The 16,057-nt window shown below is 71.4% G+C and carries 16 protein-coding genes; 7 read left to right on the forward strand and 9 right to left on the reverse strand.

Translation table 11 applies throughout. The annotated features are described in order from the left end of the window. Positions 1-135 (forward strand): hypothetical protein (locus ACLZOT_RS39650; protein ID WP_416974139.1); only part of this gene is annotated, 135 nt, incomplete at its 5' end. A 71-nt stretch (positions 136-206) separates the two neighbouring features. Here the strand turns inward: ACLZOT_RS39650 and ACLZOT_RS39655 are convergent. After that, the gene (locus ACLZOT_RS39655; RefSeq protein WP_416974033.1) at positions 207-1,298 is read right to left on the reverse strand and encodes an epoxide hydrolase family protein; all 1,092 of its coding nucleotides are present in this window, start codon (positions 1,296-1,298) and stop codon (positions 207-209) included. Between the two features lie 61 nt (positions 1,299-1,359). Here ACLZOT_RS39655 and ACLZOT_RS39660 point away from each other — a divergent pair, with 61 nt between their 5' ends. Further along, positions 1,360-2,319: a helix-turn-helix transcriptional regulator gene (locus ACLZOT_RS39660; RefSeq protein ID WP_416974034.1), complete on the forward strand. Its 960-nt coding sequence runs from the start codon at positions 1,360-1,362 to the stop codon at positions 2,317-2,319. A 56-nt stretch (positions 2,320-2,375) separates the two neighbouring features. Here the strand turns inward: ACLZOT_RS39660 and ACLZOT_RS39665 are convergent, their stop codons facing one another. The 3 genes from ACLZOT_RS39665 to ACLZOT_RS39675 are packed head-to-tail and all read right to left on the reverse strand — an operon-like array spanning position 2,376 to position 4,268. Beyond that, complete coding sequence (locus ACLZOT_RS39665; RefSeq protein WP_416974035.1) at positions 2,376-3,161, reverse strand: thioesterase family protein; 786 nt, start codon at positions 3,159-3,161, stop codon at positions 2,376-2,378. 53 nt (positions 3,162-3,214) lie between these two features. After that, complete coding sequence (locus ACLZOT_RS39670; protein ID WP_416974036.1) at positions 3,215-3,541, reverse strand: branched-chain amino acid transporter permease; 327 nt, start codon at positions 3,539-3,541, stop codon at positions 3,215-3,217. After that, entirely contained in the window at positions 3,534-4,268 is a 735-nt protein-coding gene (locus tag ACLZOT_RS39675) for an AzlC family ABC transporter permease (RefSeq protein WP_416974037.1), read from the reverse strand. The genes ACLZOT_RS39670 and ACLZOT_RS39675 overlap by 8 nt, the downstream gene beginning before the upstream one ends. Positions 4,269-4,347: 79 nt before the next feature. Here ACLZOT_RS39675 and ACLZOT_RS39680 point away from each other — a divergent pair, with 79 nt between their 5' ends. Both ACLZOT_RS39680 and ACLZOT_RS39685 read left to right on the forward strand, forming a co-directional pair. Beyond that, complete coding sequence (locus ACLZOT_RS39680) at positions 4,348-4,788, forward strand: Lrp/AsnC family transcriptional regulator (protein ID WP_416974038.1); 441 nt, start codon at positions 4,348-4,350, stop codon at positions 4,786-4,788. 16 nt (positions 4,789-4,804) lie between these two features. Continuing rightward, entirely contained in the window at positions 4,805-5,518 is a 714-nt protein-coding gene (locus ACLZOT_RS39685; protein WP_416974039.1) for a hypothetical protein, read from the forward strand. An 8-nt stretch (positions 5,519-5,526) separates the two neighbouring features. Here ACLZOT_RS39685 and ACLZOT_RS39690 read toward each other — a convergent pair whose 3' ends face one another. The 3 genes from ACLZOT_RS39690 to ACLZOT_RS39700 all read right to left on the reverse strand — a co-directional run bounded on the left by ACLZOT_RS39690 (position 5,527) and on the right by ACLZOT_RS39700 (position 10,259). After that, on the reverse strand, positions 5,527-7,527 hold the full coding sequence (locus tag ACLZOT_RS39690; protein ID WP_416974040.1) for a non-reducing end alpha-L-arabinofuranosidase family hydrolase: 2,001 nt from the start codon (positions 7,525-7,527) through the stop codon (positions 5,527-5,529). A 70-nt stretch (positions 7,528-7,597) separates the two neighbouring features. Then, a complete protein-coding gene (locus tag ACLZOT_RS39695; protein ID WP_416974140.1) occupies positions 7,598-9,196 on the reverse strand; it encodes a glycoside hydrolase 43 family protein in 1,599 nt (532 codons plus the stop codon). Positions 9,197-9,455: 259 nt separating this feature from the next. Continuing rightward, complete coding sequence (locus ACLZOT_RS39700; RefSeq protein WP_416974041.1) at positions 9,456-10,259, reverse strand: IclR family transcriptional regulator; 804 nt, start codon at positions 10,257-10,259, stop codon at positions 9,456-9,458. 242 nt (positions 10,260-10,501) lie between these two features. Here ACLZOT_RS39700 and shiA point away from each other — a divergent pair, with 242 nt between their 5' ends. Genes shiA through ACLZOT_RS39715 form a run of 3 tightly spaced genes read left to right on the forward strand, consistent with a single transcriptional unit; the run spans position 10,502 to position 14,670 of the window. Further along, a complete protein-coding gene (gene shiA / locus ACLZOT_RS39705) occupies positions 10,502-11,866 on the forward strand; it encodes a shikimate transporter (protein WP_416974042.1) in 1,365 nt (454 codons plus the stop codon). 28 nt (positions 11,867-11,894) lie between these two features. After that, positions 11,895-12,917: a zinc-dependent alcohol dehydrogenase gene (locus ACLZOT_RS39710; RefSeq protein ID WP_416974043.1), complete on the forward strand. Its 1,023-nt coding sequence runs from the start codon at positions 11,895-11,897 to the stop codon at positions 12,915-12,917. After that, positions 12,910-14,670 carry a bifunctional sugar phosphate isomerase/epimerase/4-hydroxyphenylpyruvate dioxygenase family protein gene (locus ACLZOT_RS39715; RefSeq protein WP_416974044.1) on the forward strand — a complete coding sequence of 587 codons (1,761 nt, stop codon included), beginning with the start codon at positions 12,910-12,912 and terminating at the stop codon, positions 14,668-14,670. Before ACLZOT_RS39710 ends, ACLZOT_RS39715 begins: the two co-directional genes overlap by 8 nt. 3 nt (positions 14,671-14,673) lie before the next feature. Here ACLZOT_RS39715 and ACLZOT_RS39720 read toward each other — a convergent pair whose 3' ends face one another. After that, positions 14,674-15,183, reverse strand: coding sequence for a hypothetical protein (locus ACLZOT_RS39720; protein ID WP_416974045.1), 510 nt, complete (start codon positions 15,181-15,183; stop codon positions 14,674-14,676). 82 nt (positions 15,184-15,265) lie between these two features. Continuing rightward, the gene (locus ACLZOT_RS39725) at positions 15,266-16,057 is read right to left on the reverse strand and encodes an SAM-dependent methyltransferase (RefSeq protein WP_416974046.1); all 792 of its coding nucleotides are present in this window, start codon (positions 16,055-16,057) and stop codon (positions 15,266-15,268) included.

Genomic DNA, 16,057 nt, shown 5'->3' on the forward strand with positions numbered 1-16,057 from the left:
GCCGAGCGTCTGCCGGCCGCGTTGTTGCAGGGGCAGCGGGACTACTTCGGGGCGCACACGTACGGGCGGGTCGACAAGCCGGGTGCGTTCCACACGCACTGGGCGGACGCCGAGCGGCCCGAGACCGAGGCGTGAGCGCCGTTACGAGCTGAACTGAACGCCGTCTCCTGGGATGTCCGCCCGGGAGACGGCGGTGTTTTTGTGGGTCAGGCGAGGTTGCCGAAGAACGCGCGCAGGTCGTCGGCGAGCGGCTGAGGCGCTTCCCAGGCGGTGAAGTGGCCGCCGGAGGGCATGTCCGCCCAGTGCTGGAGGTCGAGGGAGCGTTCGACGAGGCTGCGGGGCGGGTGCTGGAGGTCGGCGGGGAAGTGGGCGAACCCCACGGGGACGGTCGCCGGGGGCTGGGACAGGATCTCCGGGAGCGTGGTGGCGTTCTCGTAGTAGTAGCGCGCCGAGGACGGCCCGGTCTGTGTCACCCAGTACAGGGTCAGGTTGTCCAGGATCGCGTCGAGGCCCAGCGCGGTCACGGCGTCGCCGTCGGACCAGGACTGGTACTTCTCGAAGAGCCAGGCGGCCAGCCCCGCCGGGGAGTCGTTGAGGCCGTAGGCGAGGGTCTGCGGTTTGGAGGACTGCACCATCTGGTAGGCGCCCTCCTGCCGCGCCCACTCCTGGGCGTCCTGGAGGAACTGCCGCTCGGCGTCGTCCAGCGTGGAGGGGTCGAGGAAGGTGTGCCAGAACGGCAGGTCCGTCAGGTGCAGACCGGTCACACGGTCGCCGTGGCGCCGGGCGACGGCCTCGCCGATCTGTGCGCCGCAGTCGCCGCCGTGGACGCCGTACCGCTCCAGGCCCAGCCGCTCCATCAGCCCGGCGAACAGCTCCGCGACGCGGGCCGCGCCGACGCCGGGGCCCTGCGGCCGCTCCGACAGGCCGAAGCCGGGGATGCTCGGCACGACGAGGTCGAAGTCGTCCGCCAGCAGGGGCAGGATCCGCTCGAAGCGCAGGAACGAGTCCGGCCAGCCGTGCAGGAGGAGCAGCGGCGGTTTGCCGCGGGTGCCGGCGCGTACGAAGTGGATGCCGTCCCAGGTGAAGTGGTCCAGCCGGTTCAGCCGTGCCTCGCTGGCCTTCCAGTCGTGGCGGGCCCAGTGGTCGACCAGCTCGCGCAGCGCGGACGGGCTGGTCCCGCGGGACCAGTCGTCGGCGACCGCGTCCGGCCAGCGCGTGGCCGCCAGCCGCTCGCGCAGCCGCGCCAGCTCCTTGTCGGGGACGTCGATGGTGTACGGAAGGGGTTCGTTGCCGCTCATGCCGTCCATGCTCACACCCAATGCGGAAGAATAGCTTCCGCAACTCGGTACGATATGTTCCATGGCCGCCACCTCCGAACGCACCCTGCGCCTGCTCGCGCTTCTCCAGGCCAGGCCCGTGTGGTCCGGCGACGATCTCGCCCGGCGCCTGGAGGTCACCTCCCGCACCCTGCGTACCGACGTCAACCGGCTGCGGGACCTCGGCTACCGCATCGAGGGAGTGCCCGGCACGGGCGGCGGCTACCGCCTCGGCTCCGGCGAGAGCCTGCCCCCGCTGCTGTTCGACGGCGACGAGGCCCTCGCGCTGCTGATGGGACTGCGCCAGGCCGCCGGCCAGGACGAGGCCGCCGAACGCGCCGCCGCCAAGATCGTGCGGCTGTTGCCGCCGCGGCTGCGCGCCAGGGCACAGGCCGTCGCCGAGTACACCGCCGGCTCCGCCGATCACCACGCGGCCCCGGCCCCCGACCTGGTCGCCGCCCTGGCCACGGCATGCCGCGAGCACACCCGGATACGCGTCGAGTACCGCTCGCGCACGGGTGTGGACACGACCCGCGAGGTCGAGCCCCACCGCGTCGTCGGCGCCCGCCGCCGCTGGTACCTCCTGGCCTGGGACACCACCCGCGACGACTGGCGCACCCTGCGCCTGGACCGCATGCGCCTCACCGCCACGATCCCCGTGCCCCGCTTCGAGCCCCGCCCCCTGCCCGCCGCCGACATCGCGGCCTACGTCCTCGACCGCGTCGACCGCACCCCCTGGCCCTACCAGGCCGAACTGATCGTCGAGGACACCGCCCAGCGCCTGGCCGACCGGCTGCCCCCCAACGCCGTCGTCGAACCGATCACGGCCACCACCAGCCGCGTCACCCTCTCCGGCGACTCCCCCCGCCACATGGCCCCCTGGCTCGGCCACCTCGGAGCCGGCTTCCGCCTCGCCCACCCCGACCGCGACACCGAACTCGCCGCCGAGGTCCGGCGCATCCACCACCGCTACGCCGCGGCCGTCGGCGCAGCCCCGGTCTGACTCCCACGCTCCACCACGCGGAACACGCCAAGGCTGGGCCGTCCTGGGGAACGCGGTCAGCTCCCCGGCGCCGGCCTCACCGTCAGGATCTGCTGCGCCTGCCCCACCGGCCCCTGGACGTCGTACAGGACCGTGCTGGTCAGCCCCTGCCCCGTCGGCCCGAACGTGACGGTCGTGTCGAGGCCCGTCCACGGCCCCTCGGGCTGCCGGTGGAGGTGGACCGTGAGGTCCACGTTGGGGAACATCCACTCCGTCGGGTGACGGCGTACGGCGACGCCGTTCGCGGTGTCGACGAGCGTGAGGAAGGAGGTCAGCGCGCTGACCGGCTCACCGGCGACGAGGGTGTGCGGCGTGGAGATCCAGGCCGTCCCGCGCCCCGGCACCGGCGGCTCGGGCATCCGTACGTCGAGCGAGGCGACGTACCCGCCCGGCCACATCTCGGCCATCGGCCAGGTCGGCAACGACTCGGGCGGCGGCAGGAGTTGACCCGTCCCGCCCGCCACCGAGGCCGTGTCGACGGCCGTCAGCAGCCAGCCCCGGGCCCGGACCACCGGGCGGTCCGCGATGCGGACGACGGCCTCGATCAGCTCGATCGTGCGGCCCGGCCGGACCGTCTCCACGACGACCTCGCACTCGTCCAGGGCGAGTCGGCCCAGGATGTCGTAGCTGACGCGGGACAGGAACAGGCCGGGCCGGTCCGCGAGGTGCTGGTCCATGGCGTGGACGATCAGACCGCCCAGCGGACTGAAGTGCTGCTCGTCCGGCGCCCAGGCACCCTGCGCGTGGTGCGTCGGCTTGAAGCGGTGGTCGTCGATGCGCTCGTAATAGCTGCCGGGGGTCAAGGCGGGCCTTCCTCAGTAGTGACTCGGTGGTGACTCAAGTGACTCAGTGGTGACTACATCATGTTGAGCAAGGCTACGTACACGGCCGTCCCGAGGCCCACACTGAGGATCGTCCGGCGGCCGAACGCCAGATGGACGACGACGGTGACGGCGACCGCGAGCAGCGCGTACCCGGCGCCGTGCGGATCCTGCGTCACCGTGCCGTGCAGCGCGGTCACCGCGAGGACCAGCAGGATCCCGACCGGCATCCACACCGCGAGCCGCGCCACCAGCGGCGAGTCCCGCAGCCGGCCCAGCAGCGCGAACGGCAGGGCGCGCAGGGCGAAGGTGATGCCGAAGGTGATCGCGAGGACGGCCAGCAGGTAGGGCGTACTAGGCACGGGCGGCCTCCCGGGTGAGGGCGTGACGGGCCAGCAGGAGGCCCACGAACAGCAGCAGCGCGGTGAACAGGGCGACCCCCGGCGTCAGCAGCAGCGCGAGCGCGGCACTCGCCCCCGCCAGCAGGACCGACGGGATCTCGGCGCGCGAGCGGAACGCGTCCAGCGTCAGCACCGTGAACAGCGCGCACAGCGCGAACTCCAGGCCCTTCACCGGAGCGGGTAGCGCGCTCCCCAGCGCCACGCCGAGCAGCCCGCCGCCGACCCAGTACGCCTCGCACGCGACCTGCATCGCCAGCAGCCGGGGCGCCGACCGCTCCCGCTCGGGCAGGGACGCGCTGACCGCGTACGCCTCGTCGATCATCGCGTAGACCGCGTACACCCTGGCCAGCGGGTGTCTGACCACGTGCAGGGGGAACGAGAACGCGTAGAACACGTGCCGGAAGTTCACCACCAGGACGGTCACCGCGATCGCCGCGAGCGGGGTGACGCTCGCGACCATGCCGACCAGCAGGAGTTCCAGGGAACCGGCGAAGGCCGCGAGGGAGAGCGCCGGGGTCAGCCACCAGGGGAGGCCGGCCTGGAGGATCAGGAGGCCGAGGGCGATGCCCAGGGGGAAGATGCCGAGGCCGGCGGAGAAGGAGTCGCGGATGCCGTCGGCGATCTGGCGGCGGGTGACATCGCGTCCGGATTCTTGCGGTGTGACGATCTGATCGACAGGTGGCTGCACCCCTCCATGGTCCCGTGAAACGCGCGACAAGTGGTTGCGAAAATTGCCCTGTGGCCCCTCCGTGGCGCAATCTTCTTCCATGGATGCGATCGATCTGGCAATCATCTCCGAGCTGGAGCGGGACGGCCGCCTGAGCAACGTCCACCTCGCCGCCCGCGTCGGCCTCACCACCGGCCCCTGTCTGCGCCGCGTCCAGCGCCTGGAGGCCGACGGGGTCATCCAGGGATACCGCGCGGTCATCGACCCCGCCGCCCGGGGCCGTACCTTCGAGGTGCTCATCGACCTCAGCCTGGAGTCCCAGGACGCGGCGACCGTCGAACCCTTCGAGGAGACCCTCGCCCGGGCGGAAGAGGTCCTGGAGCTGCGGCGGCTCTTCGGCGCCCCCGACTATTTCGTCCGGGTGGCCGTCGCCGACCTCGCCGCGTACGAGACGTTCCTGAGCCGCAAGGTCATGACCATGCCGGGGATCAGGAACGTCGTCTCCCACTTCACGATGAAGACGATCAAGCGTGAGCCCTGACGGCTACAGTGCCCGGATGCACGGGAGTTACCGGACAGGCAGGCTCTGGGCCGCGGTGGGGATCTCCTTCGGCGCGCTCGTCGTCGGATCGCTGGTCGCGCTGGCCGGGATGCTGGAGTTCGACGAGGAGTGCATGCAGGGGCTGACCAAAGGGCCCGGGCAGCTGCTGCGGACCCGCTACGAGGCGTTCCCGCCGGCCACCGTCTGCGAGTTCGAGCGCGGGGACGTGTCGTCCGTCGGCGGCCACGGACCGCTCAACGTGCTGATGTGGGCCGGGATGCTGGTCCTGGTGACCTGTCTGCTGGTTGCCCTCGTCGCCGAGTGCCTGGAACCCCCGCTCGGCGGCCCGTTCGTCGAACCGATGACCAGGGCCGAGAAGGCCGGGCGGACCCGGGCGGTGTTCTTCGTCCTCGGCTCCGTGTTCGTGCTCGTGTACGGGCTGGTGGGCTGGCAGTTGCTCGCGGGCCCCTCGTCGGCCTGCTCCCGGGGCGGGGACTGGGGGAGCAACCCGCCGACGACCCTGGACCCCACCTTTCTCCCACCCCAGGCGACCTGCCGGTACACCAGCGGCATGACGAGCCGCCTGAACCCCGAGTGGGCCGCGTCCCTCGCGACCGAACTCGCCGTGCCCGCACTGCTCGCGGGAACCGGCCACGCCCTCGCCCGGCGCCGGCTGAACGAGGAACGCCGTACGGCCCCCGACCGGAGCCGGGAGCCGCAGGCTTCGTGACCCGCCGGTCAGCAGGCCGAGTTGGTCTGGGTGAGCAGGCCCAGCCGCCACGGGAGGCTGTTGTAGTCGCCTGTCGCCCCCGGGTTCATGCCCTGGTACAGGTACTGGAGACGGCACGACGGGATCGTCAGCGTCTGGTCGTACCCCACGCGGATCATCTCGCCGTGGCTGATGTCACGTGTCCACGCGCCCGCCGGGAACGTCACGTTGTTCGAGCGGGCGAAGGGGTTCGCCTCCGACGCCGCGAGCTGCGTCCACGGACCGGCGATGCCCGGCGACGTCCACGAACGGAAGTACCGCTTCCCGTCCGAGCCGATCGCCTCGATCAACAGCAAGTACTGGTTGCTGCCTTGGACCTTGTAGACGTTGCTCGCCTCGAACATCGCGTACTTCGAGTCCTGGGCGGCGATGACGGTGTTGGTGAAGCCGTTGGGGAACTGGCCGACGGTGGTCTGCGACCGGTAGAGGTGGCCGTTGTCGTCGGAGGAGAAGAGGTAGCAGTTGACGGCGTCGCAGATCACCCACATGTCGACCCAGTACCCGTTGCCGATGTTCTGCCGGATGATGTCGGGCATCGACGCGTAGAAGTTGCGCGGCGCGCTCCAGCCGTTGGGGTTGGAGATGTCGGAGTTCGTGGAGAAGGACGCGTTGCCGGTCTGGTAGACGAGGTACCACAGGCCCTGCGGGGCGTAGTAGAAGACCTGTGGCGCGGCCCGGTAACCCGCCCCGATCGGGGTGCGGTCCAGGTAGTGGTGCGTGGCGTTCGCCGCCTGCGACCAGTCGGTGAAGTTCAGATAGACCAGGTTGTACCCGGCACTGCTCGCGACGCTCGCGAACACGTGGTACCTGCCGTTGTAGTACACGACCGAGGGGTCCTTCAGCCCGGCGACGCTGTGCGTCGCGTCGGACTTCGGCGACATCAGGATCCCGCTGGAACTCCACGCGTAACTCCCGGGCAGAGCAGCCGCGTCGGCGCTCCGGGCGGCCGTCGGCGTCCCGCCCATCGCCGTGAGCACCGCGTTGTACGCGGGCTTCTTCGCCCCGTTGTTGTCGAAGAGCAGCGGATTCTGCCCGGTACGCCACGAGTCGCTGTCCCGGATCCCCCACACGGTGATCCCGTTGCAGCGCGGCACGTTGAGGCAGGCGCGCACGGAGTTGGCGTACGCGGTGGTCCCGGCCTGCGCGATGTCGAGTTCGGTGATCTGTACGTCGACCCCGAGCGCGGCGAAGTTCGCCAGCGTGGTCTGGAACGTGGACGGCGGACCGCCGGCGCCGAAGTGGGCCTGGAAGCCCACGCAGTCGATCGGCACGCCGCGGGACTTGAAGTCGCGGACCATGCGGTAGACGCCCTGCGTCTTCGCCGCGTTCCAGTCCTCGATGTTGTAGTCGTTGTAACAGAGCCTGGCCGCCGGATCGACGCCGCGCGCGGTGCGGAACGCGGTCTCGATGTACCCGTCGCCCAGCACGTTCTGGAAGACGGTCGCCCGGCGTCCGCCGCTGCCGCCGTCCGCGAACGCCTCGTTGACGACGTCCCAGGAGTGGATGCGGCCCTTGTAGCGGTTCGCGAGCTGCGTGATGTGGTTGTTCATGACACTGCGCAGGGTGTTCGCGTCACCGATCGAGCTGACCCAGCCGGGGAGTTGGGAGTGCCACACCATCGTGTGGCCGCGCAGCTTCTGCCCGTGGGACGACGCCTGGTTCGCGATCTGGTCCCCGGGGCCGAAGTTGAACGAGCCGCGGGAGGGTTCGACCGTGTCCCACTTCATCTCGTTCTCGGCGGTGACCTGGTTGAACTCCCGGTTCAGGATGGTCGAGTACACCGACTGACTCAGCTTGTACCCGGCGATCGCGGCACCGAAGTACCGCCCCGACTGGGCGGCTTGGGCACCCAGCGTGGACGCTTTGATCGCGGGCGCGTCGTCCGGTACGGCCGCGGCCGTACCGCCGGCCAGCAGCGTCACCGCCGCCAGCGCGCCCAGCAGGGCGGGTTGTCGTGTGCGGAGATTCATGGTTCTCCTCGTACGGGGGGATGCGGGTTCCTTGCGGGATGCGCCGTTTCCTTGCGGGACGTGCCGTACGTCAGGGCACCGACACCTCGAACCGCGGGACGCGGACCGAACCGCCGAGCGCCCGGGTCGCGTGGTTGAACAGGGCGAAGCGGTAACCCATGAAGAACTGCCAGGCGTTGCCCATCGAGAAGGCCGGGCCGAGCCGGGTGAAGCTGACGCCGTCGAGGCTGTAGGAGAAGGTGCCGGAGCGGGCGGCGCCGGGCCGGATGTCCGCGTTCGCGCGCAGCCAGAGCCTGCCCGCGGTCAGGGGTACGCTCGCCGCCTCCGTGCCCGTCCCGGTCGTGTTCCAACTCCCGTCCATCGTCAGCCCGTTCACCATCACGAGCCGCGTCGCCGCCCCCTCCCGCTTGACGCCGATCCACGCGGAGGAGTCCCGCAGCAGCGCGAGCCCGGCGCGGTCGCCGTCGCGCATCGCGGCGATGTCCAGGGTGACGGTCGCTGTCGAACTCGGGCCCTGGATACGGTGGGTGAGGGTGTTGCGGGCCCAGTACAGGTCGTTCGTGACCGTCGCCGTGGACAGCGTGAGGCCGTTGTTCACCGACCACTTGGTGTTGTCCGGGTTGTGGTTCCACTCCCACTTCGGCTTCAGCGCCGTACCGTCGAAGGTGTCGACGCCGATCATCGGGGTGACCTGGCGCGGCGGGGTGGGCAGGGTGGGGCTCGGATACGTCGATCCCCAGGCGCCGCCCACGAGTTGGAGCACCGGCCAGCCGTCCGAGGTCCAGGTGACCGGCGCGAGGACCGGGATGCGGCCGCCCGGGTAGGCGTCCACGAAGGCGAGGTAGTACCAGGCGCCGGTCTGCGTCTGGACGAGGCCGCCCTGATGCGGCACCCCGCCGCCGGGCACCGGGCCCGGCAGGTTCAGCAGCAACTGCCGTAGCGTGTACGGCCCGAAGGGGCCGCTGGTCGACTTCAGGACGTACTGGCCGTTCGCCGGGCGGGTCAGGAAGATGTAGTAGTTGCCGCCCACCTTGTAGAACCGGGACCCCTCCAGCGTCCCGATGCTCGCCGGGGTGCTGAACACCTGCTGCGCGCGCACCTGGCTGCGGCCGTCCGGCGCCAACTGGGCGACGCTGATGGTGGTGTTGCCGTACGCGACGTACAGCGTGTCGTCCGTGTCGACCAGGAGCCCGGCGTCGTAGTACACGTTCCCGAGCGAGGCGAGCTGGCTCCACGGGCCCTCCACCGAGGGCGCCGAGTAGAGGTACGTCCGCGCGAAGTCGATCTGGCCCAGCCAGTAGAAGGTGCGGTTGCCGGGGCGGTAGGCCAGGGACGAGGCCCAGACGCCGCGTACGTACCCCCGGGCGCCGTTCAGGTCGTACTTGGCGCCGAAGTCCAGGCGGGGGACCGAGTGGCCGGCGAACTCCCAGTTGACGAGGTCGTACGAGCGGAGGATCGGGGCGCCGGGGGAGTAGTGCATCGTCGAGGCGGAGTAGTAGAAGGCGTCGCCGACGCGGATGACGTCGATGTCGGCGAAGTCCTGCCACAGCACCGGGTTCGTGTAGGTCGCCGCCGCTTCGGCCGTGCAGGGGAGCGAGGCCGCCGCGAGCAGACCGGCGCCGCCCGCGAGGGCTCTGCGGCGGCTGATCTGCTGTCCCGGCCATGACATGCGGTTCGCGGATGCTCCGGTGTCGTCCATCTGCTCCTCCAGTGGGGGGTGGGAGCGCTCCCACCCTCGGGCGGGCTTCCGGGCTGTTCAGACGGGGTGCGCGGGGGTGTCCGGGTCTCGCCGGGCGTCGCGTCGTTCGCATACACGAACGACGGACAGAGCGTCGGACGGTTCGGATGATAGGTGCCTCAGGGGGAGCGTCAATACCTCGCGTACCGTCGAACTTTTTCGGAGCTGCGGCGGGCGATGGGGGAGGGCCTCAGCCCGCGTTCCCCAGCGGGTGGCTGAAGCCCTGGTCCGAGATGAGGCGGGCGCCCTGGGCGAGTTCGGCGGCGAAGCGCTCGATCGACTCGTACGGGAAGCGGTGCGTGGGGCCGCTCAGGGAGAGGGACGCGGCGACCTTGCCCGTCCGGCCGGTGATCGGGACGGCCACGGCGGTGAGGCCCTCGTCGAACTCGCTGGAGCTGACGGCGTATCCGCGGTCCGCCGCCTCCGCCGCCCAGGTCCTCAGCCGGCCGGCGAGGGGTTCGCCCTGGGGGGAGGCGGCCGCGACGCGGCGCAGGAACGCGTCGGGGGCGTCGCGCAGGAGGATCTTGGAGGAGGCGCCGGCCCACAGGGGCTGTTCGTCGCCGACGTCCACGACGTGGCGCAGGGGGTGGGGGCTCTCCTCGTGGGCGACGCAGATGCGGTGCACGCCCTGGGCGACGAACAGGTTGACGGTCTCGCCGAGGCTGTCGGCGAGGTCGCGCATGACCTTGCGGGTCTCCTGCGGGACCTCCCACTGGCTGCGCGCGAGGTAGGCCCAGCGCCACAGGGCCGGGCCCGCCGTGTAGCCGGCGGGGTGGGAGCCGAGCAGGCCGGTCTCCTCCAGGGTCTGGACCAGGCGCAGCGCGGTGGTCTTGGCGAGGCCGGTCGCCTCGGTGACCTCGCGGAGGGTGACGACGGGGCGGTCCTCGCTGAGGAGGTTGAGGATGTCGACGGCGCGGCGGACGCTGCGGACGCCGGGGGCGTGGGTGTCCGGGGTGTCCGTGTCGGGGGTGCGTCCCTCGGCGTCCGTGCTCATCAGTGGTCTCCCCGTCGGTCCGGTCCGGTTCCTCGCGCACCCCGACCGTAGTCCGCCCTGCGGACCCGCCGCCCGGCGATGTCCAGGAAATCTTGCCGCAACTCTTGATGGGCGCAAACCGCCCCACCTATCGTTCCGCTCAACGGATCAGATAGTCCACTGTATGGACCAAAGGATCTGTGGGGTGCCGCGCCCGCTCGCACGGCACCCGGTCCCCGCTCACCCGACGGAGTGTGTGAGAGATGAGCAGCATCCGGCCTGACGCCCCGCACGGCGCTCCCCACCGTGCCCTTGCCAGACGCGCGGCCCTGGCGAGCTTCATGGGCGCCGTCGTCGACTGGTACGACTTCTTCCTGTACGGCATCGTCGCCGGCCTCCTCTTCGGCGACCTCTTCTTCCCCGACGCCTCCCCGGCCGTCGGCACCCTCGCCGCCTGGGCCACCTTCGGCGTCGGCTTCCTCTTCCGCCCCCTCGGCGGCATCGTCTTCGGGCACTTCGGCGACCGGCTGGGGCGCAAGCGGATGCTGGTGCTGACCATGCTGATCATGGGCGTGGCCAGCACCCTGATCGGCGTCCTGCCGACGTACGCGCAGGCCGGGATCTGGGCGCCGATCCTGCTGGTCCTGCTGCGCGCCACGCAGGGGTTCGCGGTCGGCGGCGAGTGGGGCGGGGCCGCGCTGATGGCCGTGGAGAACGCGCCCCGGAAGTGGCGGTCGCTGTACAGCAGCGGCGTCCAGGTGGGCGCGTCCTTCGGGCTGTTGCTCGCGACGCTGGTCACCAAGCTGATGTCGTCGACGACGTCGGAGGCCGCGTTCCGCGCGTGGGGGTGGCGGATCCCGTTCCTGCTCAGCGCGCTGCTGGTGCTGGTCGGGCTGGTGATCCGGGCGAAGGTCGAGGAGTCGCCGGTCTTCACCGAGCGGGTCGCCGGGCTCTCCGGGACGGTCCGGCCGAAGGTGCCGCTGGTCGCGGCCGTGCGGTCCAACCCCGGCGGGTTCTTCGCGATCATCGGGCTGCGGTTCGTGGAGCTGTTCACCTTCTACGGGGTGACGACCTTCGGACTGGCCTACGGCACCGACGAGTTGGGGCTCGACCGGGACAGTCTGCTCGACGTGAACCTCGCGGTCGGCGGGCTCGCCGTGTTCACCATCCCGGCGTTCGCCTATCTCGCGGACCGGTACGGGCGGCGGCGGATCTACGTCGCGGGCGGGGTGACCGGCGCGCTGAGCGCGGTGCCGTACTTCTGGGCGATGGAGTCGGGGTCGATGCTCATGATCGTGGTCTGCGCGGTGCTGCTCGTGAACATCGGGCACGACATGGCCGTCTCCGTCCAGCAGTCGCTGTTCACCGACATGTTCGGGCCCGAGTACCGCTACAGCGGGGCGGGTGTGGGGTACCAGCTCGCGAGCGCCGTGGGCGGCGGGTTCACGCCGCTGATCGCCGGGGTGCTGGTCATCTGGGCCGGGGGCGGGTGGTCGCTGGTCGCCGGGTACGTCGCGGCGGGGTGTCTGGTCTCGGCGGTGGTGGCCTGGCGGATGCGGGGTGCGGCGGCGGAGGCGGTGTCCGAGGAGGTGACGCCGGTAGAGTTGGCCGTAGAACGGAACGTTTGATCCGTCTAGTGGTTTGCTGGAGGTCTTGATGAGGGCGGCGGTTCTGGTGGCGCCGGAGCGGGTCGAGCTGGTCGACGACTGGCCCGAGCCCGGGGCCGGGAGTGGTCCAGGTGACGTGGTGGTCGCCGTGGAGGGGGTGGGGCTGTGCGGGACCGACCTCGCGGTGTTCCACGGGCGGCGGGAGGTGCCGGCGTATCCGTGGGTCATGGGGCATGAGGGGTTCGGGCGGATCGTCGCCGTCGGAACGGACGTGGTGGACCGTCAGGTGGGCCAGCGGGTGGTCATCGAACCCAATTACGCCTGCCTGAAGTGTGCGGACTGCTCCACGGGGTTGACGTCGGCGTGCCCGCACCGGGCGATCGTCGGACTGAACAGCCCCGGCGTCCTCGCGGAACGGGTCGCGGTTCCGGCGGGCTTCGCGCATCCTGTCGTGGCCGCCGGTTCCCTGGGCGGGGGCCCGGCTGCGACCGACGGGCGCCTCGCCCCCGCCGATCTCGCCTGCGCCGAGCCCTACGCCGTCGCCCGGGCCGCCGTCCGCCGCAGCGGGGTGACCTCCGGTGACCGGTGCCTCGTCGTCGGCGCGGGTGCGCAGGGGCTGCTGCTCTGTCTGGTCCTGGTCCGCCTCGGCGTCGTCCCCGTCGTCACGGAACCCCATGCCCGGCGCCTGGAGCGGGCCGTACGGCTCGGCGCGGTCGCGGACGACGGGCGCGCGGGGTTCACGTACGTGTTCGAGACGTCCGGGTACGCCCCCGCGCTGCGCCCGGCCGTCGACCGCGCGGCGCCGGGCGCGACGGTCGTCCTGGTCGGTCTCAACCCGGCGCCGCTGCCGTTCAGTACGGACGACGTCGTGCGCCGCCAGCTGGTGGTGCGCGGTTCGATGATCTACGACCACCCCGGCGACTTCACCGCGGCCGTCGCCGAGTTGGCGAGTGCCCGCCCCGGCCGTGTCGTCGAGGCGGAATTCCCCCTGGCCGCAGCGGAGGAGGCGTTCGCGGGCGCCTCCTCGCGGGCCGGCAAGACCTGGATCCGGATCGGGAGCGACCATGCGTAAGTCCATCGCCACCGTCTGCCTCAGCGGCACCCTCACCGAGAAACTCGCCGCCGCCGCCCGCGCGGGCTTCGACGGCGTCGAGATCTTCGAGAACGACCTCCTCGCCAGCCCCCTCACCCCCGAGGAGATCGCCGCCCGGGCGGCCGACCTGGGTCTGACGATCGACCTCTACCAGCCGATGCGCGACATCGAGGCCGTCCCCGAGGACCTCTTCGCCCGCAACCTGCGCCGCGCCCGCCACAAGTTCGACCTGCTGGGACGCCTCGGCGTCGACACGGTCCTCGTCTGCTCCAACGTGTCCGTACTCGCCGTGGACGACGACGAGTTGGCCACCGCCCAGCTCGCCCGGCTCGCCGACGCGGCCCAGGAGTCCGGCATCCGCGTCGCCTACGAGGCGCTCGCGTGGGGGCGGCACGTCGACACGTACGACCACGCCTGGCGGATCGTCCGCGACGCCGGCCACCCCTCCCTCGGCACCTGCCTCGACAGCTTCCACATCCTCTCCCGGGACGTCGACCCCAAGGGCATCGAGGACATCCCCGGCGAGAAGATCTTCTTCCTCCAGCTCGCCGACGCGCCCGTCATGGCGATGGACGTCCTCCAGTGGAGCCGCCACTACCGCTGCTTCCCCGGCCAGGGCGGCCTGGACGTCACGGGGTTGCTCCGCCACGTCCTCACCACGGGCTACGCCGGACCCCTCTCCCTGGAGGTCTTCAACGACGTCTTCCGCCAGGCCGACGCCGGCCGCACCGCCCTCGACGGCATGCGCTCCCTGCTCGCCCTGGAGGAGAGCGCGGGCGCCTTCCGCCTCCCGGCTCCCGTGCCCGTGACCGGAGTCGCCTTCGCCGAACTCGCGAGCAGCGACCCCCAGCCCACCGAAGACCTCCTGGCCGCCGTCGGCTTCACCCGCACGGCCCGCCACCGCACCAAGCCGGTCGGCCTGTGGGAGCGCGGCGAGGCCCGCATCGTCCTCAACTCCGCGACGGAGCGCACCGGCACGACCCTCTCGGCCCTCGGCCTGGAGTCCACGGAGCCCGCCGCCTCGGCCCGCCGCGCCGAAGCCCTCCTCGCCCCCACCCTCCCCAAACACCGCACCGCCCACGACGTCCCCCTCGACTCCATCGCCGCCCCCGACGGCACCGAGGTCCTCTTCTGCGCCACCCGCCGTCCAGGGCTGGCGAGCTGGACGGACGACTTCGTCTTCACCGGAGAGAGCGGGGCGGACGGCCGACTCGACCACCTCGCCCTCACCCAGCCCTGGCACCACTTCGACGAAGCGGTCCTCTTCCACCGCACGATCCTCGGCCTCAGCCCCCACGAGACCGTCGAACTCGCCGACCCCTACGGCCTGTTCCGCAGCCGCGCCCTCTCCGCGTCCCCCTCCGGGCCGCATCTCGTCCTCAACCTCGCCCCGACCCCGGAGGCCGGCGCCCGCGCCCGCCATGTCGCCGTGGCCGTCGACGACCTGGTGACGACGGCCCGCGCCTTCCACGCCTCCGGCGCACCCCTGCTCCGCGTCCCCGGCAACTACTACGACGACCTCGCGTCCCGGTTCGACCTTCCCGCGGCCGAGCTGGAGACCTACCGCGAACTCGGCATCCTCTACGACCGTGACGAACACGGCGGCGAGTTCCGGCACTGCTACACCGCGACGGTCGGGCAGGTGTTCTTCGAGTTCGTCCAGCGCGACGGCGGCTACACCGGATACGGCGCCGCGAACGCACCGATCCGGCTGGCGGCCCAGCGCAGGTGACCGTCAGTCCGTCGTGGTGCCGCGCGGCTCGCCGCGATACGGGATCCACCGGTAGCCGGGCCGGAAGACCTCGTAGTGGGCGCCGAGGCCGAGTTCCGCGTGCACCTCCTCACTGAGCACGAGGCCATGGATGCTGCCGTCGTTCAGTTCCTCCGACCACTCCCTGAGTTCGGCGGGGTCCACGAAGTGTTCCGGATTCCAGCCGACCTGGGCGGCGACGTATCCGTGGAACGTCCCCAGCAGGTCGTAGAGCTGCTGGCCCAGTTCGGTCAGCTCCGCCGCGGTGAGCTTCTGCCGGGGGAGACTTCCGTCCAGGGTGCAGTGCCAGCTGACGGCCACGGGCAGGATCGACAGCTCGATATGCCCCTCCGAGTCCGTCAGCACCGGCCGGTGGAGAGGGATCTGATGCCCGCCCGCGGAAAGCGTCGTCCGCGTCGGCCTCGTACGAGCGGCGGCCTCCGCCGCCTCGGCATTGTCACCGAAGTTCACCACCAGTTCGAAACAGAGCGCCACTGTCCGTCTTCCTCCCTGACTCCACGGTTTCATGAGGCCCGTGCTCCGGTCACGGTCCCCGGCTTCCCGGCGGACGGCCTCCTCATTCCCCCGCCGAGGGCGGCTTCCGGGCCACCGCCCCCAACTGGGGGACGACCATGGGCTCTTCGCCGGGTCCCGGCCGCCACAGGGAGCAGGACACGAGCCCGGGCTCCAGGAGCGTGAGGCCGTCGACGTAGCGGGCGATCTCGTCGGCGCCGCGGGCGGTGACCGGCGGTTTCGCGTTGGCGTTCCAGAAGGCCATCGCCTCCAGCTGGAGGGCGCCGCCGAGGTCGCGTTCCGTGGTGGGGTGGGTCAGGACGAGGAAGCTGCCGGGGGCCAGGGCCGTCAGGAGGCGGTGGGTGACGGCCCGCGCCTCGTCGCCGTCGAGGACGAAGTTGAGGATGCCGAGGAGCATCAGCGCGGTGGGCTCGGTCAGGTCGAGGGTGCGTGCGGCGGCGCGCAGAATCGCGTCCGGGTCGTGCACATCGGCGTCGACGTAGTCGGCGGCGCCTTTCGGGGTGCTGGTCGGCAGGGCGTGGGTGAGGACGAGGGGGTCGTTGTCGACGTACACGACCCGTGACTCGGGGGCGACGCGCTGGGCGATCTCGTGGGTGTTGTCCAGGGCCGGCAGGCCGGAGCCGATGTCGAGGAACTGGCGGATGCCGTGCTCCTCGGCCAGGCAGCGTACGGCGCGGCCGAGGAACTCCCGGTCGGCGCGCGCGATGTCGCGGATCACGTGGATCATTCCGGCGACGTGCTCGCCCACCTGCCGGTCGACCTCGTAGTGGAACTCGCCGCCCTGCCAGTAGTTCCACACGCGGGCGTTGTGCGCGGTCCGGGTGTCGGCGCTCAC

The organism is Streptomyces sp. 4F14, assembly GCF_048159485.1.
In the GTDB taxonomy this organism is placed as follows: Bacteria; Actinomycetota; Actinomycetes; order Streptomycetales; family Streptomycetaceae; genus Streptomyces.